Source organism: Kluyvera sp. 142486 (assembly GCF_046569695.1).
Lineage (GTDB): Bacteria > Pseudomonadota > Gammaproteobacteria > Enterobacterales > Enterobacteriaceae > Kluyvera.
The window spans coordinates 224,872-250,322 of sequence record NZ_JBKHUI010000004.1; the positions used below are offsets into that span (position 1 = coordinate 224,872).

Annotated in this window: 25 protein-coding genes; 1 reads left to right on the plus strand and 24 read right to left on the minus strand. The window is 54.5% G+C overall.

The window, feature by feature from the left end:
- Window positions 1–6: 6 nt before the first annotated feature.
- From pal to sdhC, 18 genes are all read right to left on the minus strand, one after another.
- A complete protein-coding gene (gene pal / locus ACLGE8_RS06820) occupies window positions 7–528 on the minus strand; it encodes a peptidoglycan-associated lipoprotein Pal (RefSeq protein ID WP_185669327.1) in 522 nt (173 codons plus the stop codon).
- A gap of 34 nt (window positions 529–562) precedes the next feature.
- The gene (gene tolB / locus ACLGE8_RS06825; protein ID WP_410997540.1) at window positions 563–1,855 is read right to left on the minus strand and encodes a Tol-Pal system beta propeller repeat protein TolB; all 1,293 of its coding nucleotides are present in this window, start codon (window positions 1,853–1,855) and stop codon (window positions 563–565) included.
- A 132-nt stretch (window positions 1,856–1,987) separates the two neighbouring features.
- Complete coding sequence (tolA, locus tag ACLGE8_RS06830) at window positions 1,988–3,268, minus strand: cell envelope integrity protein TolA (RefSeq protein ID WP_410997415.1); 1,281 nt, start codon at window positions 3,266–3,268, stop codon at window positions 1,988–1,990.
- A gap of 97 nt (window positions 3,269–3,365) precedes the next feature.
- Window positions 3,366–3,794, minus strand: coding sequence for a colicin uptake protein TolR (tolR, locus tag ACLGE8_RS06835; protein WP_234503530.1), 429 nt, complete (start codon window positions 3,792–3,794; stop codon window positions 3,366–3,368).
- 3 nt (window positions 3,795–3,797) lie between these two features.
- Complete coding sequence (gene tolQ, locus ACLGE8_RS06840) at window positions 3,798–4,490, minus strand: Tol-Pal system protein TolQ (protein ID WP_185669329.1); 693 nt, start codon at window positions 4,488–4,490, stop codon at window positions 3,798–3,800.
- Entirely contained in the window at window positions 4,487–4,891 is a 405-nt protein-coding gene (ybgC, locus tag ACLGE8_RS06845) for a tol-pal system-associated acyl-CoA thioesterase (RefSeq protein WP_035892730.1), read from the minus strand. Before ybgC ends, tolQ begins: the two co-directional genes overlap by 4 nt.
- 145 nt (window positions 4,892–5,036) lie before the next feature.
- A complete protein-coding gene (gene ybgE, locus ACLGE8_RS06850) occupies window positions 5,037–5,333 on the minus strand; it encodes a cyd operon protein YbgE (RefSeq protein WP_035892729.1) in 297 nt (98 codons plus the stop codon).
- Window positions 5,333–5,446, minus strand: a complete 114-nt coding sequence (gene cydX / locus ACLGE8_RS06855; protein ID WP_003858598.1) for a cytochrome bd-I oxidase subunit CydX — start codon at window positions 5,444–5,446, stop codon at window positions 5,333–5,335. Before cydX ends, ybgE begins: the two co-directional genes overlap by 1 nt.
- 14 nt (window positions 5,447–5,460) lie before the next feature.
- Complete coding sequence (gene cydB, locus ACLGE8_RS06860; RefSeq protein ID WP_410997419.1) at window positions 5,461–6,600, minus strand: cytochrome d ubiquinol oxidase subunit II; 1,140 nt, start codon at window positions 6,598–6,600, stop codon at window positions 5,461–5,463.
- Window positions 6,601–6,615: 15 nt separating this feature from the next.
- Window positions 6,616–8,178 carry a cytochrome ubiquinol oxidase subunit I gene (cydA, locus tag ACLGE8_RS06865; RefSeq protein WP_410997542.1) on the minus strand — a complete coding sequence of 521 codons (1,563 nt, stop codon included), beginning with the start codon at window positions 8,176–8,178 and terminating at the stop codon, window positions 6,616–6,618.
- Window positions 8,179–9,029: 851 nt separating this feature from the next.
- The gene (gene sucD, locus ACLGE8_RS06870) at window positions 9,030–9,899 is read right to left on the minus strand and encodes a succinate--CoA ligase subunit alpha (protein ID WP_035892726.1); all 870 of its coding nucleotides are present in this window, start codon (window positions 9,897–9,899) and stop codon (window positions 9,030–9,032) included.
- Window positions 9,899–11,065, minus strand: a complete 1,167-nt coding sequence (sucC, locus tag ACLGE8_RS06875) for an ADP-forming succinate--CoA ligase subunit beta (protein WP_003022927.1) — start codon at window positions 11,063–11,065, stop codon at window positions 9,899–9,901. Before sucC ends, sucD begins: the two co-directional genes overlap by 1 nt.
- Window positions 11,066–11,198: 133 nt before the next feature.
- Complete coding sequence (gene odhB / locus ACLGE8_RS06880; protein ID WP_410997422.1) at window positions 11,199–12,419, minus strand: 2-oxoglutarate dehydrogenase complex dihydrolipoyllysine-residue succinyltransferase; 1,221 nt, start codon at window positions 12,417–12,419, stop codon at window positions 11,199–11,201.
- A 13-nt stretch (window positions 12,420–12,432) separates the two neighbouring features.
- On the minus strand, window positions 12,433–15,234 hold the full coding sequence (gene sucA, locus ACLGE8_RS06885; RefSeq protein WP_410997424.1) for a 2-oxoglutarate dehydrogenase E1 component: 2,802 nt from the start codon (window positions 15,232–15,234) through the stop codon (window positions 12,433–12,435).
- Between the two features lie 294 nt (window positions 15,235–15,528).
- Window positions 15,529–16,245, minus strand: coding sequence for a succinate dehydrogenase iron-sulfur subunit SdhB (gene sdhB / locus ACLGE8_RS06890; protein ID WP_035892722.1), 717 nt, complete (start codon window positions 16,243–16,245; stop codon window positions 15,529–15,531).
- Window positions 16,246–16,260: 15 nt separating this feature from the next.
- Window positions 16,261–18,027, minus strand: coding sequence for a succinate dehydrogenase flavoprotein subunit (gene sdhA, locus ACLGE8_RS06895; protein ID WP_410997426.1), 1,767 nt, complete (start codon window positions 18,025–18,027; stop codon window positions 16,261–16,263).
- Window positions 18,027–18,374 carry a succinate dehydrogenase membrane anchor subunit gene (gene sdhD / locus ACLGE8_RS06900; protein ID WP_410997428.1) on the minus strand — a complete coding sequence of 116 codons (348 nt, stop codon included), beginning with the start codon at window positions 18,372–18,374 and terminating at the stop codon, window positions 18,027–18,029. Before sdhD ends, sdhA begins: the two co-directional genes overlap by 1 nt.
- A complete protein-coding gene (sdhC, locus tag ACLGE8_RS06905; RefSeq protein WP_185669335.1) occupies window positions 18,368–18,772 on the minus strand; it encodes a succinate dehydrogenase cytochrome b556 subunit in 405 nt (134 codons plus the stop codon). The genes sdhD and sdhC overlap by 7 nt, the downstream gene beginning before the upstream one ends.
- Window positions 18,773–19,408: 636 nt before the next feature.
- On the opposite strand from sdhC, the gene gltA reads away from it, so the two are divergent.
- Entirely contained in the window at window positions 19,409–20,692 is a 1,284-nt protein-coding gene (gene gltA / locus ACLGE8_RS06910; protein WP_410997430.1) for a citrate synthase, read from the plus strand.
- A gap of 156 nt (window positions 20,693–20,848) precedes the next feature.
- On the opposite strand, the gene nei is transcribed toward gltA, so the two are convergent.
- The 6 genes from nei to ACLGE8_RS06940 all read right to left on the minus strand — a co-directional run bounded on the left by nei (window position 20,849) and on the right by ACLGE8_RS06940 (window position 25,264).
- Window positions 20,849–21,640, minus strand: a complete 792-nt coding sequence (gene nei / locus ACLGE8_RS06915) for an endonuclease VIII (protein WP_410997432.1) — start codon at window positions 21,638–21,640, stop codon at window positions 20,849–20,851.
- Between the two features lie 146 nt (window positions 21,641–21,786).
- Window positions 21,787–21,924 carry a Hok/Gef family protein gene (locus ACLGE8_RS06920; protein ID WP_410997434.1) on the minus strand — a complete coding sequence of 46 codons (138 nt, stop codon included), beginning with the start codon at window positions 21,922–21,924 and terminating at the stop codon, window positions 21,787–21,789.
- A gap of 274 nt (window positions 21,925–22,198) precedes the next feature.
- On the minus strand, window positions 22,199–22,933 hold the full coding sequence (gene pxpA / locus ACLGE8_RS06925; RefSeq protein ID WP_410997544.1) for a 5-oxoprolinase subunit PxpA: 735 nt from the start codon (window positions 22,931–22,933) through the stop codon (window positions 22,199–22,201).
- Window positions 22,923–23,855 (minus strand): 5-oxoprolinase subunit PxpC, encoded by a 933-nt coding sequence (gene pxpC, locus ACLGE8_RS06930; RefSeq protein ID WP_410997436.1) that lies wholly within the window; start codon window positions 23,853–23,855, stop codon window positions 22,923–22,925. The genes pxpA and pxpC overlap by 11 nt, the downstream gene beginning before the upstream one ends.
- Window positions 23,849–24,505: a 5-oxoprolinase subunit PxpB gene (pxpB, locus tag ACLGE8_RS06935; RefSeq protein WP_410997438.1), complete on the minus strand. Its 657-nt coding sequence runs from the start codon at window positions 24,503–24,505 to the stop codon at window positions 23,849–23,851. Before pxpB ends, pxpC begins: the two co-directional genes overlap by 7 nt.
- A 15-nt stretch (window positions 24,506–24,520) precedes the next feature.
- The gene (locus ACLGE8_RS06940; protein WP_333013137.1) at window positions 24,521–25,264 is read right to left on the minus strand and encodes a type 2 GTP cyclohydrolase I; all 744 of its coding nucleotides are present in this window, start codon (window positions 25,262–25,264) and stop codon (window positions 24,521–24,523) included.
- Window positions 25,265–25,451 lie beyond the last annotated feature (187 nt).

Sequence of the window (25,451 nt, forward strand, 5' to 3'; positions counted from 1 at the left end):
ATTCTCTTAGTAAACCAGTACGGCACGACGGTTTTTGGAGTAAGCCGCTTCGTCGTGACCCAGTACTGCAGGTTTTTCTTTACCGTAAGAAACGATGGAGATCTGGTCAGCAGAAACGCCTTTACCCTGCAGGTACATTTTAACAGCGTTTGCACGACGTTCACCCAGGGAGATGTTGTACTCAGGAGTACCACGTTCGTCCGCGTGACCTTCTACGGTGACTTTGTAAGATGGGTTGCTACGCAGGAAGTTAGCGTGAGCATCCAGCATCGCAGCGAAGTCAGAACGGATATCGTACTTGTCCAGATCGAAGTAAACGATGTTGTTCTGCTGCAGCTGCTGCATCTGAAGGCGAGCTTGCTCTTCAGAAGACATGTTGCCGCTACCGTTCGCATCCATACCAGTGCCGGCACCCAGCATGCCTTCGCCGCTCTGGTCATTGCTAGCGTTCTTGTTAGAAGAACATGCCGCGATTGCCATAACAGGCAGAGCGATCATCAGCCCTTTCAGCACTTTGTTCAGTTGCATTTCTATGATTCCTTTAGTAATCAATTAATTATTATTACAGATACGGCGACCAGGCAGGGAATTTGACCTGTCCATCAGTTGCCGGAAGACGCGCTTTGAAACGCCCATCTGTAGAAACCAGATTCAGCACGGATCCCATCCCCTGAGAAGAGCTGTAGATAACCATAGTGCCGTTAGGTGCCAGACTTGGCGTTTCGTCCAGGAACGTTGACGACAGTACTTGTACGCCACCCGCTACCAGATCCTGCTTAGCAATGTGCTGCTGGCCGTTAGCCGAGCTGACCATTACCATAAACTTGCCGTCGCTGCTGACATCAGCATCCTGGTTCTGTGAACCTTCCCAGGTAATACGCTGCGGAGCACCGCCGTTGACGTTAACTTTATACACCTGCGGACGACCTGCCAGGTCAGAGGTGAAGGCCAGGTTCTGGCTGTCCGGGAACCAGGTTGGTTCGGTGTTGTTGCTGCGACCGTTGGTCACTTGACGAATCTGGCCAGAGCCCAGGTCCATCACGTACAGGTTCAGGCTACCGGTTTTCGACAGTGCGAACGCCAGTTTAGAACCATCAGGCGAGAACGCTGGCGCACCGTTGTGCTGCGGGAACGAGGCAATCTGACGCACCGCGCCGTTAGCCAGGGTCTGCACCACCAGCGCTGAGCGACCGCTTTCGAATGTCACGTAAGCCACTTTAGAACCGTCTGGAGACCATGCTGGAGACATCAGCGGCTGCGGAGAACGGTGAACCACGAACTGGTTGTAGCCGTCGTAGTCAGAAACGCGCAGCTCATACGGGAACTGACCGCCGTTGGTCTGAACAACGTAAGCGATACGGGTACGGAAAGCGCCTTTGATGCCCGTCAGCTTCTCGAACACTTCGTCACTGGCAGTATGACCGGCATAGCGCAGCCACTGCTTGTTAACTTTATAGGTGTTCTGTGCCAGCACGGTACCTGGGGCACCGCCGGTATCCACCAGCTGATAAGAGACATTATAGCTGCCGTCAGCGTTAGGGCTTACCTGGCCCACAACAACGGCATCAATGCCCAGCGCAGACCATGCGGCTGGCTGAACTTCCTGAGCGCTGCCCGGCTGCTGTGGCAGACGTGAACGATCTAATGGGTTAAATTTCCCGCTGTTACGCAGGTCGGCGCCCACAATGCCGCCGATATCTTCAGGCGCAGCACCTGGCCCCGCCCACTGGAAAGGAACAACGCCAATTGGGCGTGCCGAGTCCACCCCCTGGGTGATCTCGATACGTACTTCTGCGTGCAGCACGGCTGCCCACAGCATCAGAAAACCAAACGCAACTCGTAATGCCTGCTTCATCATTTCTCCCTTATCCAGGCGGAAAGCCCACGATAATTTAGCAGAATGTTAACAAACTAAAATACACAAAACTACCAAAACCCACCGGCGTCCGAAGATACTTTTCCCCCGCCGGAGCGGGGAAAATTATGCTTACGGCTTGAAGTCCAGCGGTGCATTTTTAAACACTTCATATACTGCCTGGCTCGGTGGTTTTGGAATCTTCGCCTGACGGGCTGCAGCAAGTGCGGCCTGACAAAGTGCGGGATCGCCACCCTCAGACTGAATGTCCAGCAACAGGCCGTCAGAGGCGAGTTTTATACGCAACGTACAGGTTTTGCCTGCATAGGACGAAGCGTCGTAGAACTTGCTCTCAATAGCAGATTTAATCTGCCCAGCATAGTTGCTGATATCCGCGCCTGACGCGCCATTATTTTTAGTATTACCACTCCCTGCTGCGGAAGCATTGTTACCTTTCGCTCCGCCGCCGGTTTTCGGTGCATTCTTACCAGAACTGAGGTCGCCCAGCAGGTCGTCAACGCCGGAAGAAGCAGCGGCTTTCTCAGCGGCAGCTTTCTTCGCGGCTGCTGCTTTATCAGCTGCAGCTTTCTTGTCCGCCGCGGCTTTTTCAGCAGCGGCAGCTTTCTTATCTGCAGCCGCTTTAGCAGCAGCGGCGGCCTTATCAGCAGCAGCTTTTTCAGCGGCAGCAGCAGCCTTCTCGGCGGCTGCGGCGGCTTTCTCTTCCGCAGCTTTTTCAGCAGCTGCTTTCTTCGCGGCTTCAGCTGCCGCTTTCTTCTCGGCATCCGCAGCCGCTTTCGCGGCGGCAGCTTCGGCGACCTTTTTAGCATCGGCTGCAGCTTTCGCCGCTTCCGCTTCTGCTTTTTTCTGCGCATCGGCAGCGGCTTTTTTCGCAGCTTCCGCTGCCACTTTTGCCTGAGCATCCGCTTTTGCTTTAGCATCAGCGGCCGCTTTCACCGCCGCATCAGCGGCGGCTTTCGCCTGGGCATCTGCCTTCGCTTTTGCATCGGCCGCGGCTTTCGCTGCAGCCTCTTCAGCCTGCTTCTGCTGCTGTTGTGCTTCTTTGGCCGCTTCCTGAGCCTGTAAACGCTCTTTTTCCAGCGCTTTTAAACGTTCCTGTTCGGCAGCCTGTTTTTCACGTAACTCTTCAGCCTGCTGCTGAGCCTGCTTTTCACGTTGCTCTTGCGCACGTTTCGAGCTGGATTGCTGCTGCTGTTGACGATTATAGTTCTCAACGACCGCGCCGGGATCGACCATGACGGCGTCGATGGACGAACCGCCACCGCCGCCCGCAGAAGCCTCTATATGCTCATCGAACGAGCTCCAGATCAGCGCCGCAAATAGAATGACGTGCAGCACTGCTGAAATAATTATCGCTCGTTTAAGCTTGTCGTTTTGTTCGGTTGCCTTTGACACTCTCGGTTCCCAAAAACTGTTCACCCGTTACTTAGCAACGCGCGTAACAGGCCGGAGGCGGCCTGTCACCCTGCGCGTTTGCGCGGCATATCGCAGGTTAAATTGGCTGAGTCATTAACCCGACCGATTTCACCCCGGCGCTGTGTAACAGGTTAAGCGCTTTAATTATTTCATCGTAAGGCACGTCTTTCGCGCCCCCAATTAAGAAGACCGTTTTCGGATTCGCCTCTAACCGGCGCTGCGCTTCTGCAACAACCTGTTCAGGTGGCAGTTGCGGCATCTTCTCCTGACCGACGTTCACGCTGTACTGTCCGACACCGGACACTTCAACGATAACCGGCGGTTCATCGTTACTGCTCACCGCCTGCGATTCAGTTGCATCAGGAAGATCCACTTCCACGCTCTGCGTAATGATCGGCGCTGTCGCCATAAAGATCAGCAGCAGTACCAACAACACATCCAGCAGCGGAACGATGTTAATTTCGGACTTCAGTTCGCGACGCCCGCGTCCACGTGCTCTGGCCATGGCTTACCCCTTGTTGCTCTCGCTGACGGTAAAAGCCTGACGGTGCAGAATGGCGGTGAACTCTTCCATAAAGTTGTCGTAGTTCAGTTCCAGTTTATTCACGCGTTGGTTCAGGCGGTTGTACGCCATAACCGCTGGAATTGCCGCAAACAGACCAATCGCGGTGGCGATCAGCGCTTCCGCGATCCCTGGTGCAACCATCTGCAGCGTAGCCTGTTTCACCGCGCCCAGCGCGATAAAGGCGTGCATAATCCCCCATACGGTACCAAACAGGCCGATATAAGGACTGATGGAACCCACGGTGCCAAGGAACGGAATGTGCGTTTCCAGCGTTTCCAGTTCGCGGTTCATGGAGATACGCATCGCGCGCGAGGCCCCTTCCACAATCGCTTCCGGCGCATGGCTATTGGCACGATGCAGGCGTGCGAACTCTTTAAAGCCGCTGTAGAAGATCTGCTCCGATCCTGCGAGGTTTTCGCGGCGCCCCTGGCTCTCCTGATACAGGCGAGACAGCTCGATACCGGACCAGAACTTATCTTCAAACGCTTCAGCTTCGCGGCTTGCCGCGTTGAGGATGCGCGTTCTCTGGATGATGATGGCCCAGGAGGCGATTGAAAAACCAATCAAAATCAACATGATAAGTTTAACCAGAAGGCTAGCCTTCAGGAACAAATCAAGGATGTTCATGTCAGTCACTGCTTAAACTCCGCGACAATAGACTTGGGAAGCGCACGAGGCTTCATGATGAGTGGATCAACACAGACAATCAGGACTTCTGCTTCGTTCAGCACCTTATTCTCAGCGTTGACAATTCGCTGCGTGAATACCATGGAGGTACCACGCATTGATGTAATTTCTGTCTGGACTTCGAGCATATCGTCGAGTCGGGCAGCTGCAAAATACTCCAGCGTCATTTTACGCACAACAAAGGCCACCCGCTCAGCCAACAGCACCTGCTGGCTGAAGTGATGGTGACGCAGCATCTCTGTGCGTGCTCTTTCATAGAAAGCGACATAGCTGGCGTGGTAAACCACACCACCGGCGTCGGTATCTTCGTAGTAGACCCGAACCGGCCATCGAAACAGCGTTGTATTCACTTTACATCCCAGTAATACAAAAAATTTTTGGGTTTTTGAACTTCGCTACTATACGCGCGGGAAAGATGGTTTGGAATGGGGGGAAGTAAACGGAGAGTAAATTTTTATGGGCTTGTGCAAGCCCATTATCATCAGGCGATAATTTTCAACGATAGAAGAAGAAAATCAAACCAGCCAGCAGTACCAGATCGGCGATAAGCGGACAAAAAATCCCCTGCCAGTGAACCGTACGCAGACGGAAGCCTACGCCGTGGATCACCCCCGCGCACACTGACCACATCAACAGAAAACCATGCCAGATTTCCAGTTCACTGGTCTTCGCCGCAAAACGCGTCGGGTCCCAGAAGATGCAGCCTGCCAGCAGCAGGGCCATTACAAGGGAAAGCGCCCGCAAGGGGCGCTTATCCATTATCGCGTACAACATTGCGATAACATTTTTCATCAGTGCTTTTCTTCACCCGCTTTGGTCGCTTCGACGTGCTCTAACGCCAGCGCGGTGATCACGCCGAATGCACAGGCAAGAAGCGTTCCCAAAATCCATGCGAAATACCACATATTCAGCTCCTTACTTAGTACAGAGAGTGGGTGTTACGTTCGATGTCTTCTTTGGTGATGCGACCGAACATTTTCCAGTAACACCAGGTGGTGTAGGCCAGAATAATCGGTACGAAGACAGCGGCTACGTAGGTCATAAGGTTCAGCGTCATCTGGCTAGACGTCGCATCCCACATGGTCAGGCTCGCGTTCATCATTGTGCTGGAAGGCATAATGAACGGGAACATCGCAATACCAGCGGTCAGGATGATGCACGCCAGCGTCAGTGAGGAGAACAGGAACGCCCATGCCCCTTTATCCGCCTTGGTGGTCAGGATAGTCAGCAGCGGCAGCACCACGCCCAGAGCAGGGATCGCCCACAGCGCTGGCATGTTGTTGAAGTTCACCATCCATGCACCGGCTTCACGCGCTACTTCTTTGGTCAGTGGATTAGACGGGCCAGAGTGATCCAGAACCGATTTCACCACATAACCATCAATGCCGTAGTAAACCCAGACGCCTGCCAGTGCAAAGCACACCAGGGTCACCAGCGCCGTCACCATAGAGACGGTGCGAGTGCGCAGGTGCAGCTCGCCCACGGTACGCATCTGCAGGTAAGTTGCGCCCTGCGTCAGGATCATCGCGACGCTAACAATACCCGCCAGCAGACCAAACGGGTTCAGCAGCTGGAAGAAGTTACCGGTGTAGTACAGACGCATATATTCATCAACGTGGAACGGTACACCCTGCAGCAGGTTACCGAACGCAACGCCAATCACCAGCGGCGGCACGAAGCTACCGATGAAAATGCCCCAGTCCCACATGTTGCGCCAGCGGGTGTCTTCAATCTTAGAGCGGTAGTCAAAACCGACCGGACGGAAGAACAAGGACGCCAGCACCAGAATCATCGCCACGTAGAAGCCGGAGAAGGCAGCGGCATACACCATCGGCCATGCGGCGAACAGCGCGCCACCGGCAGTGATGAGCCACACCTGGTTACCGTCCCAGTGCGGAGCGATGGAGTTAATCATGATTCGACGTTCGGTGTCGTTACGACCGAGGAAGCGGGTGAGCATGCCCACCCCCATGTCGAAGCCATCGGCGACGGCAAAACCAATCAGCAGAATGCCAATCAGTAGCCACCAGATAAAACGCAATACTTCATAATCGATCATTTGACGACTCCTGTCTTAGCGTGCCGGCTGAGCGGTAGGCTGCTCATAGTGGTAACGACCGGTTTTCAGGCTGCTAGGTCCACGGCGAGCGAATTTGAACATCAAGTACAGCTCCGCCACGAGGAACAGGGTGTACAGGCCGCAAATCAGCACCATCGAGAAGATCAGGTCGCCCGCGGTCAGGCTGGAGTTAGCCACTGCCGTCGGCAGCACCTCACCAATCGCCCACGGTTGACGGCCGTATTCCGCCACAAACCAGCCGGATTCGATAGCAATCCACGGCAGCGGAATCGCATACAGCGCGGTGCGCAGCAGCCATTTTTTCTCGCCAATCTTGTTACGAATGACCGTCCAGAAGGAGGCCGCAATAATCAGCAGCATCAAGATGCCGCAGCCCACCATGATACGGAAGGCAAAGTACAGCGGCGCCACGCGTGGGATAGAATCTTTGGTTGCCATCTGGATCTGCGCTTCGGTCGCATCAGACACGTTCGGCGTATAGCGCTTCAGCAGCAGGCCGTAACCCAGGTCTTTCTTCACATGGTTGAACTCATCGCGAATGGCCTGGTCGGTAGAGCCGCTACGCAGTTGCTCAAGCAGTGCATACGCCTTCATACCGTTACGGATACGCTCTTCGTGCTGCACCATCAGATCTTTCAGACCGGTAACCTGCTTATCAACAGAACGGGTCGCGATGATGCCCAGCGCGTAAGGAATTTGAATGGCGAAGTGGTTTTCCTGCGCATCCTGGTCAGGAATACCAAACAGGGTAAAGGCAGCCGGTGCTGGCTGCGTTTCCCACTCGGCTTCAATAGCAGCCAGTTTGGTTTTCTGTACGTCACCCATTTCGTAACCGGATTCATCACCCAGAACAATAACGGAGAGGATAGCCGCCATGCCGAAGCTGGCTGCAATGGCGAAGGAACGCTTAGCGAAGGCGAAGTCACGGCCGCGCAGCATATAGTAGGAGCTGATACCGAGAACGAACATCGCGCCACAGACGTAACCAGATGCCACGGTATGGACGAATTTCACCTGCGCGACAGGGTTCAGGACCAGCTCGGAGAAGCTGACCATTTCCATACGCATGGTTTCGAAGTTGAAATCAGATGCAATCGGGTTCTGCATCCAGCCGTTCGCGACGAGGATCCACAGCGCAGACAGGTTGGAGCCCAGGGCTACCAGCCAGGTCACCGCCATGTGCTGGACTTTACCCAGACGATCCCAACCGAAGAAGAACAGACCTACAAAGGTAGATTCGAGGAAGAAGGCCATCAGACCTTCGATGGCCAGCGGCGCACCGAAGATATCGCCCACGTAGTGGGAATAGTACGACCAGTTAGTCCCGAACTGGAACTCCATGGTCAGACCGGTAGCCACACCCAGCGCAAAGTTGATACCAAACAACTTGCCCCAGAACTTGGTCATATCTTTATAAATCTGTTTGCCGGAAAGGACGTAGACCGTTTCCATGATTGCCAGCAGGAACGCCATACCGAGCGTTAGCGGAACAAACAGGAAGTGGTACATCGCGGTCAAGGCAAACTGTAAGCGCGACAGTTCGACTATATCTAACATCATGACTCCTTGCTCATCGCATGAAGACTCCGAGAATGAACCCGTAGACCGGGATTCAAACACATGCCCCAATACAAATTGATTTGTCCCCTTCCCTACAGCCGCCCCTTGGTGAGCACCGGAAACAGCGATAAGTGAAAGTTACAAACGTGTTAATAAAAAACTCAATTGATCCCTAAAATATATTACGCTGTAAAACCCTTACAATAAACAGGTTTTTATTGGAGAAGTTTTACGTTTTTCGACGGTGATCAATTTATAGCGAATCAAGCAATATCCAGCCAGTTTGATCCACGACAATTTAGCCGTTTTAGTCGCTTATAGCCAGTGATTACATATTGATTTAAATCAACTTAACGTGAGATTGTTAATTATGTTTTTAATTGAATATTATGATGAACGAAATGTTAACAATGTGTTTTTAATTTGACCTTGATGGTTATCAAATGAAGTGAGATTGAGCTGAGAGGTAATTGAATTTAACCTTACCACGCACGAAAACCTATAAACCCCCCGTATAGTTTAAAGTAGACCGTCCGTCATTTTTTTCCACCTCGCACATTGCCACCTGATGGAAATAACATTTCATTTACTTTAAATATTAATAAATTAACAACCAGTCCTATCAATGCGGTTTTCTCCTGCCGTCGAATGATTTTGTTTTGCTATTTTTTGCGTAAAAAACAGGCAAAGAAGCCGATGGTGGGTGCATGCGCGATGCCGCAACGCTCAGTAAGGAAAAAAACGCAAAAAAAAGGCCACCCAGGGGCGGCCAACCATGTCGAAACAAGACATATAAGGCTCCCTCTTTCCCTGTATGCAACGGGAATTCAGTGAGGGAGCAGAGAGGATTACTTAATGACGGACTTCAGCGCTTCACCGATGTCAGCCAGACTGCGAACGGTCTTCACGCCAGCGGCTTCCAGGGCAGCAAATTTCTCATCAGCGGTACCTTTACCACCGGCAATGATGGCGCCTGCGTGGCCCATACGCTTGCCTTTTGGCGCGGTAACGCCTGCGATGTAGCCAACAACTGGCTTGGTCACATGATCTTTGATGTAAGCAGCGGCTTCTTCTTCTGCGCTTCCGCCGATTTCACCGATCATGACGATCGCTTCAGTCTGCGGGTCTTCCTGGAACAGCTTCAGGATGTCGATGAAGTTAGAGCCTGGGATTGGGTCACCGCCGATGCCCACACAGGTGGACTGGCCGAAACCGTAGTCAGTAGTCTGCTTAACCGCTTCGTAAGTCAGGGTGCCGGAACGGGAGACGATACCCACTTTGCCTGGTTTGTGAATGTGACCCGGCATGATGCCGATTTTGCATTCGCCTGGGGTGATAACGCCTGGACAGTTCGGGCCAATCATGCGCACGCCGGCTTCATCCAGTTTCACCTTCACGGTCAGCATATCCAGCGTAGGGATACCTTCGGTGATGGTGATGATCAGTTTGATGCCTGCATCGATAGCTTCCAGGATGGAGTCTTTGCAGAACGGTGCTGGAACGTAGATAACGGTGGCGGTCGCGCCGGTCGCTTCTACCGCTTCACGCACGGTGTTGAACACTGGCAGGCCCAGGTGAGTAGTGCCGCCTTTGCCTGGGGTTACGCCGCCAACCATCTGCGTGCCGTAAGCAATCGCTTGTTCGGAGTGGAAAGAACCCTGGCTACCGGTGAAGCCCTGGCAGATAACCTTGGTATTTTTATCGATTAAAATGGACATTATTTCCCCTCCACTGCGGCAACAACCTGCTGTGCTGCGTCCGTCAGACTTTTCGCTGCAATAATATTCAGGCCGCTGTCAGCCAGTTTCTTCGCGCCGAGTTCGGCGTTGTTGCCTTCCAGACGAACAACAACCGGGACGTTAACGCCCACTTCTGCTACCGCGCCGATGATACCGTCAGCGATCAGGTCGCAACGTACGATACCGCCGAAGATATTAACCAGAACGGCTTTAACATTGTCATCAGAGAGGATGATTTTGAACGCTTCGGTCACGCGCTCTTTGGTTGCGCCGCCGCCAACGTCCAGGAAGTTCGCTGGTTCGCCGCCGTGCAGTTTAACGATGTCCATGGTGCCCATAGCCAGGCCCGCACCGTTAACCATGCAACCGATGTTGCCATCAAGCGCAACGTAGTTCAGTTCCCACTGTGCAGCCTGCGCTTCACGCGGGTCTTCCTGAGACTGGTCGCGCATTTCGCGCAGATCAGCCTGGCGGAACAGTGCGTTGCCGTCAGCGCCCAGTTTGCCGTCGAGGCAGATCAGGTCGCCCTGCTTGGTTACCACCAGCGGGTTGATTTCGATAAGCGCCAGATCGCGCTCGAGGAAAATGGTCGCCAGCCCCATGAAGATCTTGGTGAACTGCTGAACCTGTTTACCTTCCAGGCCCAGTTTGAACGCCAGTTCACGACCCTGGTAAGGCATTGGGCCTGCCAGCGGATCCAGCGCTACTTTGTGGATCAGGTGCGGGGTTTCTTCCGCCACTTTTTCAATTTCTACGCCGCCTTCGGTAGAGGCCATGAAGACCACGCGACGGGAGCTACGGTCAACAACCGCGCCCAGGTACAGTTCTTTACCGATGTCGGTCGCGGCTTCAACCAGAATCTGGTTAACCGGCTGGCCGTGTGCATCCGTCTGGTAGGTTACCAGGCGTTTGCCCAGCCAATGCTCTGCAAAAGCGCGAATATCTTCTTTAGAGTTTACGACCTTCACACCGCCCGCTTTACCGCGGCCACCAGCGTGAACCTGACATTTTACTACCCACGGGCCAGCGCCGATTTTTGAAGCGGCTTCTTCTGCTTCACGCGGAGTAGTACAGGCATAACCCACCGGAGCCGGTAAGCCATAGCGGGCAAAGAGTTGTTTTGCCTGATATTCATGTAAGTTCATGTGTTCTATCCATCCTATAAAATGTTGTTGAGTTGTTGTCTGGAACTCGGGAGCTTCCCGGCGTCACTTCATTCGGTCGGGCTACAGGTTCGTAGCCCGGCTGAGTGAAAGCGACGCCAGGGTTAACTCAAAACTACACGTCCAGCAGAAGACGGGTTGGATCTTCTAACAGCTCTTTAATTGCCACCAGGAAGCCTACAGACTCGCGCCCATCGATCAGACGGTGGTCATAGGACAGAGCCAGGTACATCATCGGCAGAATTTCCACTTTGCCATCAACCGCCATTGGACGGTCTTTAATGGCGTGCATACCCAGAATCGCGCTCTGAGGCGGGTTGATAATCGGGGTAGACATCAGGGAACCGAAGACGCCGCCGTTGGTAATAGTGAAGTTACCACCGGTCAGATCTTCGACAGTCAGTTTGCCGTCGCGGCCTTTCAGCGCCAGCTCTTTAATGTTCTTCTCAATGTCAGCCATGCCGAGCGCATCAACGTCACGCAGTACTGGGGTCACCAGGCCACGCGGCGTAGACACCGCCATGCTCACATCGAAGTAGTTGTGGTAAACCACGTCTTCACCATCGATAGACGCGTTCACTTCTGGGTAGCGTTTCAGCGCTTCAACCACCGCCTTCACGTAGAAGGACATGAAGCCCAGACGGATACCGTGACGTTTTTCAAACGCGTCACCGTACTGCTTACGCAGGTCCATGATTGGTTTCATGTTAACTTCGTTGAAGGTCGTCAACATCGCGGTAGAGTTTTTCGCTTCCAGCAGACGCTCGGCTACGCGCTTACGCAGACGGGTCATAGGAACACGTTTCTCGGAGCGACCAGCCAGCGGTGCAACCGGCGCTGCAGCTGCCGCAGCCGGTGCAGCAGCGGCTTTCGCTGGTGCTTTCGCCAGGTGTTTCTCAACGTCTTCACGGGTCAGACGGCCGCCAACACCGGTGCCTTTAATCGCGCTGGCATCGAGGCTGTGCTCAGCCAGCAGGCGACGGATCGCCGGGCTCAGCGCATCGTTGTTCTGCTCTTCCAGTGAAGCCTGTTGGCGCTGAGCCGGGGTAGACTCTTTGCTTTCAGCTTTCGCGCTGGTTTCTTTACCACCGCTGTTGCCTTCACGCAGGCGACCCAGGATTTGACGGGAGGTGACGGTAGTACCTTCATCTTCCAGAACGGCATCCAGAATGCCATCCGCCGACGCCGGTACTTCCAGTACCACTTTGTCAGTTTCGATTTCTACCAGCACTTCATCACGAACTACCGCATCGCCCGGTTTTTTATGCCAGGTGGCCACGGTCGCATCTGCTACGGATTCAGGCAGGTCAGGGACCAGAATATCTACGCTACTCATTTTGTATCCTTAATTAATCGACGTTCAGCGCGTCATTGACCAGATCTTGTTGCTGCTTCTGGTGAACGGACATATACCCTACCGCCGGCGAGGCGGAGGCTGGGCGACCTGCGTAACGCAGACCGGCCCCAAATGGAATCACATCACGGAAATGATGCTGGCTGCAGTACCATGCGCCCTGGTTGAGCGGCTCTTCCTGGCACCAGACAAAATCATGCACGTGAGCATAAGCTTTCAGCACTTCTTGTACCGCCTGGTGCGGGAACGGATACAGCTGTTCGATACGCACGATAGCGACATCTTTCTGGTCGTTCTTGCGACGCTGTTCCAGCAGGTCGTAGTAGACCTTACCAGAGCACAGCACCACGCGTTTCACGCCTTGCGGATCCAGTTCGTCAATCTCACCGATGGCCGGCATAAAGGTGCCGTTTGCCAGTTCGTCCAGCGTAGAGACCGCCAGCGGGTGACGCAGCAGAGACTTCGGCGACATGACCACCAGCGGACGGCGCATTCCGCGCAGCGCCTGACGACGCAGCATGTGATAAACCTGTGCCGGGGTGGACGGGACGCAAACCTGCATGTTCTGCTGTGCGCAAAGCTGCAGATAACGTTCCAGACGCGCGGAGGAGTGCTCCGGACCCTGACCTTCATAACCGTGTGGCAGTAGCATCACCAGACCGCACATACGGCCCCATTTCTGCTCGCCGGAGGAGATGAACTGGTCGATAACCACCTGGGCACCGTTGGCGAAGTCGCCGAACTGCGCTTCCCAGATGGTCAGCGTGCGCGGCTCAGCCGTCGCGTAACCGTATTCGAATGCCAGAACCGCTTCTTCAGACAGTACGGAGTCCCACACCTTAAATACGCCCTGCCCGTTATGCACGTGCTGCAGCGGGGTGTAGGTGGAACCGTTAGACTGGTTATGGATAACCGCATGACGGTGGAAGAAGGTGCCGCGACCGGCGTCTTCACCGGACAGACGGACTGGAATGCCTTCATCGACCAGCGTGGCGTACGCCAGGTTTTCCGCGCCGCCCCAATCGAACAGCTTCTCGCCTGCCGCCATCGCCTGACGGTCGCCGTAGATTTTCGCTACGCGAGATTGCATTTCGATGGCGTCTGGTACGGTACTGATACGGTTAGCCAGCTCCTGCAGGCGCTTCATCTCAACCTTGTTCGGGTAGCTTTCGTCCCACTCATGGTTGAGGTATGGCGACCAGGTAAAGGAGTGCAGGTTCATCGGACGCCACTCTTTCACCACGCATTCGCCCGCGTCCAGCGCGTCGCGATACAGGTTAACCATCTCGGTGGCATCTTCCAGCGTCGCGACTTTGTCCGCTTCCAGCTTGTCAGCATAGATTTTACGCGGGGTCGGATGCTTTTTGATTTTCTGATACATCAACGGCTGGGTTGCGCTTGGCTCGTCGGCTTCGTTGTGGCCGTGACGGCGGTAGCACACCAGGTCAATGAATACATCGCGTTTGAAGGTGTTACGGAAGTCCAGCGCCAGACGGGTAACGAAAGCCACAGCTTCCGGGTCATCCGCGTTCACGTGGAAGATTGGTGCCATCACCATCTTACCGATGTCGGTACAGTATGGGGTTGAACGCGCATCCAGCGGGTTAGAGGTGGTGAAGCCCACCTGGTTGTTGATCACGATGCGAACGGTACCGCCCACCTCGTAACCACGCGCTTTGGACATGTTCAGGGTTTCCTGAACCACACCCTGACCCGTTACCGCGGCGTCGCCGTGAATAGTAATCGGCAGAACTTTATTGCTGCTTGGCTCGTCCAGACGATCCAGACGCGCACGCACGGAACCGATAACCACTGGGCTGACGATTTCGAGGTGTGACGGGTTAAACGCCAGCGCCAGGTGTACCAGGCCGCCTTCGGTTTCGATGTCGGAGGAGAAGCCCATGTGGTACTTCACGTCACCGGTGCCGAGGTGCTCTTTATGCTTGCCGGAGAACTCGTCGAACAGTTCCTGAGGCTGTTTACCCAGAACGTTGATCAGCACGTTCAGACGGCCGCGGTGCGCCATACCCAGCACCACTTCACGGGTACCGCTCTTGCCCGCATGGCGGATCATCTCTTTGAGCATTGGTACCAGCGCATCGCCGCCTTCCAGCGAGAAGCGTTTTGCCCCTGGGAATTTCGCACCCAGATAGCGTTCCAGACCTTCTGCCGCTGTCAGTTCGCTCAGGAAGCGTTTTTTCTCCTCTGCAGTGAAGGTGGCATGCCCCGCTTCAAAACGCTGTTGGATCCAACGTTTCTCTTCGGTATTGGTGATGTGCATGTATTCCGCGCCGATGTGGCCGCAGTAGGTCTGTTTGAGAGCATCAATCAGATCGCCGAGCTTCATCGTGTCTTTGCCGATGGCGAAAGAACCTACGTTAAAGCTCTCCTGGAAGTCGGCCTCAGTCAGATCGTGGAAAGCGGGATCTAAATCAGCCACTTTATCCTGCTGCCACAGTCCCAGCGGATCGAGGATCGCGTTCTGGTGACCACGGAAGCGATAAGCGTTGATAAGCTGCAGGACTTTAACCTGCTTCGCATTCGTGTCAGGGTCGGAAATCGAAGAAGAGTAACGTGAGGCATCCTTCGCCAGACGACGGAAATAATCACGTGTTTTGGAATGAAATTGATCCGGTTTGACTCCGGTACCAGGTAACTGCTGGAACATTGAACGCCAGTGAGCGTCGACAGAGTCAGGATCGGTTAAGAAGTCTTCATAGAGCTGTTCTATCCAACTCTGGTTCGCGCCAGAGAGGTAAGAAGAGTCCAGCCAGGCTTTCATTGCGCCGTTCTGCATCGTGATCCCTTAAGCATCTTATGCTTATTTCGCCGTGGATAACTACGACGTACGCCGATATAGCACACGTCCCAGGGTTCACTTGCGAGCTCTTGTATTTGCACTGGCCCGCGAAGGAACCTTTAGAAACTGTCTTAAGCGCTTTGCGCTCACCCTTTCTCATGAGAGAAAGCAGATTTGGCAGTTTTTAAAGGTTTCCTGCATGTTTGTTGCCTGATGGCGCTTCGCTTATCAGGCCTACGGGGGATGTAGGCCGAATAAGACGGTACGTCGCCATCCGGCAACAATGACTACTTACGCACTACGTTGCAGCAGCATCGACTTAATATGGCCGATGGCGCGCGTCGGGTTCAGCCCCTTAGGGCATACACTGACGCAGTTCATGATGCTATGGCAGCGGAATACGCTGAAAGCGTCACTCAACCCTTCCAGGCGGCTGTCGGTTTCGGTATCGCGGCTATCAATTAAGAAGCGATACGCAGCCAGCAGGCCTGCCGGGCCGATAAACTTGTCCGGGTTCCACCAGAACGACGGGCAAGAGGTCGAACAGCATGCGCAGAGAATACACTCGTACAGACCATCGAGTTTCTCACGCTGCTCTGGCATCTGCAGATGCTCACGAGCCGGAGGATTCTGCCCATTATTCAACAAGTAAGGCTTAATCTTCTCATACTGTGCGTAGAATTGCCCCATGTCTACCACCAAATCGCGGATAACCGGCAGACCAGGCAGTGGACGGATAACAATTTTCTTGCCCGGCTGATTCAGCGCGGAGATCGGCGTGATGCACGCCAGACCGTTTTTCCCGTTCATGTTCAGGCCGTCTGAACCACACACCCCTTCACGGCAGGAGCGGCGGAACGACAGGCTTGGATCTTTTTCTTTCAGCTGCATCAATGCATCGAGCAGCATCATGTCGCGACCTTCTTCCGCTTCCAGGGTGTAATCCTGCATGCGCGGAGCATCGTCAACGTCCGGGTTATAACGATAAACTGAAAACTCGAGTTTCATAATCCTGTCTCCGCATTAATAAGTACGAATCTTCGGCGGGAATGCCGGACGCAGTTTCGGTTCCATATTGACGCTACGACGCGTCATGGACTCCGACTCTGGCAGATACAGGGAATGGCACAGCCAGTTTTCATCATCACGATCCGGGAAGTCGAAGCGGCTATGCGCGCCACGGCTTTCGGTACGGAAGTTTGCAGACACCGCGGTGGCGTAAGCCGTTTCCATCAGGTTATCCAGCTCCAGGCACTCAACGCGCTGGGTGTTGAATTCGCTTGAGGTGTCATCCAGACGGGCATTTTTCAGACGCTCGCGAATCGCTTTCAGCTGCTCAAGACCTTTGGCCATCGCCTCGCCTTCACGGAATACCGAGAAGTTATGCTGCATACATTCCTGCAGCGCTTTGCGAATTTCGACCGGGTCTTCACCGTCACGGTTGCCGTTCCAGCGATTCAGACGTTCCAGAGAAGCGTCAATCTCTTCTTCGGTAGCGTCGCGCAGATCGCCCTGCTCGGCGATAGATTCCTGCAGATGCAGGCCAACCGCACGACCAAAGACCACCAGGTCAAGCAGTGAGTTGCCGCCCAGACGGTTCGCACCGTGAACGGATACGCAGGCAATTTCACCTACCGCGAACAGGCCAGGAATCACCACATCTTCGCCCTGCTCGTTCACGGTCAGCGCCTGGCCGCTAACTTTGGTCGGAATACCGCCCATCATGTAGTGGCAGGTTGGGATAACCGGGATTGGTTCTTTAACCGGGTCAACGTGTGCGAAGGTACGAGACAGTTCCAGGATACCCGGCAGACGGGATTCCAGCACTTCTTTACCCAGGTGATCCAGCTTCAGCTTGGCGTGTGGGCCCCACGGGCCGTCACAGCCGCGACCTTCACGGATTTCGATCATGATGGAACGCGCCACCACGTCACGACCCGCCAGGTCTTTGGCGTTCGGCGCATAGCGCTCCATAAAGCGCTCACCGTGTTTGTTCAGCAGGTAACCACCTTCACCACGGCAGCCTTCTGTCACCAGAACGCCCGCGCCGGCGATACCGGTTGGGTGGAACTGCCACATTTCCATATCCTGCACCGGAACACCGGCACGGATAGCCATACCTACACCGTCACCGGTATTGATGTGGGCGTTAGTGGTAGACTGATAAATACGCCCTGCCCCGCCGGTTGCCAGCACGGTTGCACGGGCTTTGAAGTAAACCACTTCACCGGTTTCGATGCACAGCGCAGTACAACCCACCACTGCGCCATCGGCGTTTTTCACCAGGTCCAGCGCATACCACTCGGAGAAAATAGTGGTGTGGTTTTTCAAATTCTGTTGATAAAGCGTGTGCAGCAGAGCGTGACCGGTACGGTCGGCTGCCGCTGCGGTACGTGCCGCTTGCTCGCCGCCGAAGTTTTTCGACTGGCCGCCAAACGGACGTTGATAGATGGTCCCATTCTCCAGACGGGAGAACGGCAGGCCCATATGATCCAGCTCCAGAATTGCTTCCGGGCCGGTCTTACACATATATTCAATGGCGTCCTGGTCACCGATGTAGTCCGACCCTTTTACGGTGTCGTACATGTGCCATTCCCAGTTATCTTCATGGGTATTACCGAGCGCAACGGTGATACCACCCTGCGCAGATACGGTATGGGAACGGGTCGGGAACACTTTAGACAGCAGCGCACAAGTCTGGCCGCTTTGGGAAATTTGCAGCGCCGCGCGCATACCTGCGCCACCGGCACCAATCACAACAGCATCAAATTCTCTGACTGGCAGTTTCATCACACACCCCACACCGCAACAAATCCATAGATAACGTAAACCAACAGGGCCACAACAATAACCAGTTGCAGCGTCAGGCGCAGAGCCAGTGGTTTAACGTAGTCGGTTAACACCTGCCACATGCCAATCCAGGCATGAATCAAGATTGAGACCAGAGCCAGCAGGGTGAACACTTTGGTGAACGCAGAGGCAAAGAAACCGCTCCAGATTTCCCAGGTCACTTCACCGTGTGTCGCAAAGAAGCCAACTATGTAGATGATGTACAGAGTCAGGACAATCGCGGTGGCGCGGACGAGGATGAAGTCATGTACGCCGTTGCGTCCTAATGCTGAGGCGTTGCTTACCATACGAGGACTCCTGCAAGAATTGAAAGCACGACAGTAATAACAAAAGAGATTTTCGCAGAGCGCTGACCAGCTTCGAGGGTTTCTTCGATATAACCAAAATCCATTAACACGTGACGAATACCCACAACCGCGTGATACGCCAGCGCAGTGAGGATGCCCCACATAATGAATTTAACGAAGAAGCTGCTCATGATGGAGGAAGCGGTCTGGAAGCCTTCCGGGGAGGAGAGACTGGTGCCCAGCAACCATAGCAGAATACCGACCGCCACAAACGTAATCACACCGGATACGCGATGGAGAATGGACGCTATCGCTGTTATAGGGAACCGGATTGTTGTCAAATCCAGATTGACAGGTCTTTGTTTTTTCACATTTCTTATCATGAATAACGCCCACATGCTGTTCTTATTATTTCCTTCCTCCGGTCCGCAGGCGGGTCAAGCAGCGTCCTTTCTATAACTTCGCGTCATGGTTAAATCTGCTCACAGATGCTAAATCGACACGTTAAAACGCTGGGTGGCTCGGGATTGCAGGGTATTCCGGAGACCTGGCGGCAGTATAGGCTGTTCACAAAATCATTACAATTAACCTACATATAGTTTGTCCGGTTTTATGCAGAACAGTGATCATGCTCACGATTAAAACAATTTTTTAAAAATTAATCACGTGATTTGACAAATATTAAACATTATTGTTACAACCATCACCTGTAAAAGCATATAATGCTCAAAAGTTATGGGGTCACTCTTTCACCTGATAATAAGTTATGTAACAGTGTGACGGTATTGACCGAATTTATCAGGACAGTTATTAGTGTTGTACAGGTTTGAATCATCGGATTGCTAAGACCCTGATTTGCTGTTGTTTCACTGTAGATTAGACGTGCACCGTCAAGCGCCCTTGCTCTGTACCCTCGCGTTATCTTTACAGCAGAGCCGTGAGCCAAATAACAAACTGGCAACGTCGAAATATTTTTTGAATTGCAAATCCGGCATCCAGCAGTCTTAAGCAAAAAGGCGCTAAGGAGACCGTAAATGGCTGATACGAAGGCAAAAATCACTCTACCGGGTGATGCTGCTATTGAACTGGATGTGCTAAAAGGCACGCTCGGTCAGGATGTTCTTGATATCCGTAGTCTGGGTTCGAAAGGCATTTTTACCTTTGACCCTGGTTTTACCTCTACCGCATCTTGCGAGTCTAAGATTACTTTTATTGATGGCGACGAAGGGATTTTGCTGCACCGCGGCTTCCCTATCGATCAGTTAGCCACAGAGTCTAACTATCTCGAAGTGTGCTACATCCTGCTGTACGGCGAAAAACCGTCCCAGGCTGAGTTTGACGAGTTCACCACCACCGTGACTCGCCACACCATGATCCACGAGCAGATCACCCGCTTATTCCATGCGTTCCGTCGCGACTCTCACCCAATGGCGGTGATGTGCGGGATTACCGGCGCGCTGGCAGCGTTCTATCACGACTCTCTGGATGTGAATAACCCACGTCACCGCGAGATTGCCGCATTCCGCCTGCTGTCGAAAATGCCGACCATGGCCGCGATGTGCTACAAATATTCCATCGGTCAACCGTTCGTCTACCCACGTAACGACCTCTCCTACGCCGGTAACTTCCTGCGTATGATGTTTGCGACCCCTTGTGAAGATTACGAAGTGAACCCGGTTCTGGAACGCGCAATGGATCGTATTCTGATCCTGCACGCGGACCACGAGCAGAACGCGTCCACCTCTACCGTCCGTACCGCAGGCTCTTCTGGTGCTAACCCGTTCGCCTGTATCGCTGCCGGTATCGCTTCTCTGTGGGGGCCAGCACACGGTGGCGCCAACGAAGCGGCACTGAAGATGCTGGAAGAGATCAGTTCCGTTGAGCACATCCCTGAGTTCGTGCGTCGTGCGAAAGATAAGAACGACTCTTTCCGCCTGATGGGCTTCGGCCACCGCGTGTACAAAAACTACGACCCGCGTGCGACCGTAATGCGTGAAACCTGTCACGAAGTGCTGAAAGAGCTGGGTACTAAAGATGACCTTCTGGAAGTGGCGATGGAGCTTGAGCACATTGCGCTGAACGACCCGTACTTCATCGAGAAGAAATTGTATCCGAACGTCGATTTCTACTCCGGCATCATCCTGAAAGCGATGGGTATTCCATCGTCCATGTTTACCGTTATCTTCGCGATGGCGCGTACTATTGGCTGGATTGCTCACTGGAACGAAATGCACACCGACGGCATGAAGATTGCGCGTCCTCGTCAGCTGTACACCGGCTACGAGCAGCGTGATTTCAAATCAGACCTCAAGAAATAATCGAGAGTTTGAGTGTAAAAAAGCGCCTGCGGGCGCTTTTTTTATGGCTGTAACTCCGAAGCCGCTTGCCCATCTTGTAGGCCTGATAAGGCGTAGCCGCCATCAGGCAATATCAGCGCACATTGCCGGATGGCGGCTACGCCTTATCCGGCCTACTTAACGCTGACACCCCGGACACCAATAAAACGGCCTTGAAGAGAGCATCGTCTTCTCAATCACCCCACCGCAGCGTTCACACGTTTCGCCGTCGCGATGAAACACCTTGAAGCGGAACAGCGCGCCGTGGTGCTTATTCTCATCCACCTTGCCTCGCGTGTTGTAGGAGAGTCTAGGAATATCGAGCAGCGCATGCGACAGCGCCTCGAGCTGCTTTTCATCCAACTGCGACGCTTTATGATTGCCGGTTAAGCCAACCTCCCAGAGGATCTCAACCCGCAAATAGTTCCCTAGCCCCGCAAGAAACGCCTGATCCAACAGCAAACCGGAGAACTGACGATTACGGAATTTTGCCGACAGCAGCCGCGCTTTTACCGCCTCGGGCGTTAAGGTCATATCGAGCACGTCTGGCCCAACGCGCAGTAAAAACGGGTGCGTTTTCACCTGCTCTGGCGTCAGCATCTCAATATCGGACGCGCTGTAAAGCAGAATGGCTTTATCCGCCGTTTGTAATTTTACCCGCAGCACCCGCGTGGTGTCCGGCATCTCCCCGGCGTTAACCACTCGCCACACGCCGTAGAGCTGATTGTGGCTATAGAGCGTCAGTCCACCGGAAAAATGGGTCAGCAGGGCTTTACCGCGGGTTTCAACGTGGGTGACGTGCTGGCCGATCAGAGTGGGGGCATAAGAGGATAATTCGGGGTATGCAAACCAGACCTCGGTCAACGGTTTGCCCTGAATTGCCTTTTCCAGGCTGTCCGCCGCCCGGCGGATCTCTGGACCTTCAGGCATAGTGATTACTCCCTTTCGATCGTCTAGGGAGCAATATTATCAATAATACGTTTGGCTCGCACACGGCGCGTCGAATAAAAAAGAACGGGTGCATGAGGATAGCAACCACATCGCAAAGTGGCGGGGATAACTCCCCGCCAGCGCTCTTACTTAACAGATTCGTAGGCAGTGAAGACAGCGAGCTCCGCGTGGCCGGTTCGGAGCCGTACCGCGCAGAGATCTTCTCTTGTGACCAGCACCACCAGAATGAAAGTGATACAGATAACAATCAGGGCGATAACCATCGCCTTTCCTGTTTCATAGCCTGCTACTCCTTGACCCGAAGGTCGGTAAGAGACTATCTTTATGATGTTGCTTCATAGTAGATGGCCTCAGATTAATGTTTAACGTCCTGCAAGACGTTGAAGGTTAACTGGGGCTTTTCTCTATCTGCCTTTCGGCTAACGCCTGAGACAAATAGCCTCAAGCACCCGCCGAAAGTGTACTGCAATACCTATCCATTTCAGCCTTGATGAATTCCGAATTACCGGCGGGTTTGTCGGCACTCGTTCAACAACATCACGCCCTTATCTGAATACCCTGCGCGGTAAATTCGCGCCGCAGACGGCGAGCGAACGCCAGCGCATGCGCGCCGTCGCCGTGCAGACAAACCGTTTCCGCCGTCACTTCGGCCCACTGACCGTCCACGGTTCTCACCCGCCCACGCTGCACCATCTCCAGCGTTTGTGCCAGCGCCCTATCTTCATCGCTAATCAGCGCACCCGGCTGGCTACGGGGCACCAGAGTACCATCAGGTTGATAGCCCCGGTCGGCGAACACTTCCTGGCGCGTGGTCAGCCCGTAACGCGCTCCGGCGCGAATCAGTTCGCTTCCCGCCAGACCGACCAGCATCAGCGCCGGATTAACCGCAAACACCGCTTTAGCAATAGCATCCGCTAATGCCGGGTCTTTTGCGGCCTGGTTATAGAGCATGCCGTGCGGCTTCACGTGGCGTAACGCGCCGCCCTCAGACTGGACAATCGCCGACAGTGCGCCGATTTGATACAGCGTCTGGGCGTAGACCGTTTCCGACGGTAGCTGCATTGCGGTACGGCCAAAATTCTCCCGGTCGGGGAAGCTCGGATGCGCCCCCACGGCGACGCCATTATGCAGCGCCGCCCGCACGCAGGTCAGCATCATCCCGGCATCGCCTGCGTGAAAGCCACAGGCGATGTTGGCCGAAGAAACCAGCGTCAGCAGTTCAGCATCGCTCGCCGCGCCTTCACCGAGGTCGGCGTTGAGATCAATCATCATCATGGAGCCGCCAGGTGAGCTGTTCCAGATAGCGCTGCTGGTCGTGACGCGCCTTGAGCGCTTCTTCCAGCGTACAGCGGATGAAGTGAATGGGCTGCCCGAGGGGAATTTGTGCCAACTGGAACATATCCGCTTCAATAATGCAGGCAATACGCGGATAACCGCCTGTGGTCTGGGCATCGTTCATCAGCACGATAGGCTGGCCGTTATGCGGCACCTGTACCACGCCGGGCACCAGGCCATGAGACACCAGTTCACGGGCATTTTCTCGCACCAGAGGCTGCCCTTTCAGCCGATAGCCCATCCGGTTGCTCTGCGGGCTCAATTGCCACGGCGAGCGCCAGAAGGTCTCCTGGGAGGTCGTATCAAATTCGTGATACTCCGGCCCTGGCAAAGCACGAATGCGGTTGCTGGCGATAAGCGGCTTGACGCCGCGCGGCTCGCGGAACGTGCGCGCAGGTTTACCCAGCGGCAGCACATCGCCATCCTGCAGACGACGGCCTTCAAAGCCGCCCATGCCAACGTTAAGATCGGTGCTGCGCGAGCCCATCACGGCAGGGACATCAATCCCCCCCGCCAGCGCCAGATAGCTACGAATACCGTGCTGCGGGCGCTTGAGCGTGAGCGTTTGGCCGGCTTTAGCCCAGTGTCGCCAACCGCTCCATACCGCCTCACCGTCCAGCGTCGCTTCGCAGCCAGCGCCCGTCAGTGCAAACCAACCGTCACGGGCAAAGGTAAACGTCGCCATGCCGAGGGTTATCTCTAACGCCGCAGCATTGGCATCGTTGCCCACCAGCAGGTTGGCGGTCATCAGCGCCGGTTTATCCAGCGCCCCGCAGCGGCTCACGCCGAACTGCCGTAGCCCATCACGCCCCGCATCCTGCACCGAGGTATACATGCCGGCACGAATCACCTTCAGCATATGCCCTCCTTTTGCGGCACGAAGCGCACTGTGTCACCGGGACGCAGCAATATCGGTTCTTCACGATTGGGCGAGAACAGCGGCAGTGACGTGCGGCCAATCAGCTGCCAGCCGCCCGGCGTGGACAGCGGGTAAATTCCGGTTTGCTGGCCGCCAATGCCCACCGACCCGGCGGGCACCTTTAAACGCGGCTCCGCACGGCGCGGCATGACCAGCGAAGCTGGCAGCCCGCCAAGGTAGGGAAAGCCCGGCTGAAAGCCGAGGAACCACACCACGTAGTCCACCGACGCATGCAGCTCCACCACCTGCTTCGGGGTAAAGCCACTAAGACGGGCGACTTCGGTAAGATCCGGCCCCTGTTCACCGCCATAAATAACGGGGATATCGATCGACCGAGAGTCCGGCTCCAGGGCTTCACTCTCTTCCCACCAGCGCTGGAGCCGTTCAATGGCATCCAGCGCCAGGGTCTGCGGATCACCCAATGTCACCGTGATATTATTCATACCAGGAATGACGTCTACCACCTCCGGTAGCGTCGCCACTCGCTGGGCCAAACGCCATACCCGCTTTTGCGCCGCCAGCGTCACCGGCGGCTCCAGCTCCAATACGACAGCCGTTTCACCTAACAGATAACAACGCGCTCGCTGCACTTTATTCCCTCATCATCATGCTGGATTGGGGATGTCTACAAAGGTCACATCCAGATCGGTCGTTTCGGTGAGCCACTCGCTCAGCGCGCGAATACCGCCGCGCTCCGTGGCGTGGTGGCCCGCTGCATAAAAGTGTAGCCCCTGCTCACGGGCAGAATGTATGGTCTGCTCTGAAACCTCACCGGTAATAAACGCATCGACGCCAAAACGCGCCGCGCTGTCGATAAAGCCCTGACCGCCACCGGTACACCAGGCCACGCGTGAGACCTTATCCGGCCCGGTGTCCCCGCTCCACAGCGGTTTTCGCCCCAGTCGGGCTTCAATCCATGAGGCCAACTCCAGGCCAGATACCGGCATAGAGAGTTCGCCCCACGGCACCAGCGGTTCGATCTCACCCATCACGTTGATACCGAGCAGCTGCGCCAACTGTACGTTGTTACCCAGCTCTGGATGCGCATCCAGCGGCAGGTGCCAGCCATACAGGTTGATGTCGTTCTCCAGCAGCGCTTTCAGGCGATTACGTTTCATGCCGCGGATGACCGGAGACTCCCCTTTCCAGAAGTAACCATGGTGCACAATCACCGCGTCCGCCTGCTGGCGCACGGCTTCATCAATCAGCGCCTGACTGGCGGTCACGCCAGTCACAATCTTCTGTACCGTTTCACGCCCTTCGACCTGCAGGCCGTTAGGGGCGTAATCGCTGAAGGCGGCGCTGTTGAGTTTTTCATTAATCAGTTGTTCTAGTTCAGTATTTTTCATCATCGCTCTCTTCAATATGGATGCCTTCCCACAGGATAAAATAGCGTCACCGACGCGTTACGTCGATATACAATTCGTTAACCTCTACCCGATACCGCTTAACTACGCGCAATAAATGCTTAAGTAACACGATTTGTCTGTTTTTGTGTGACTGAAATCATGTATATTTATGCAACCATATCGCATA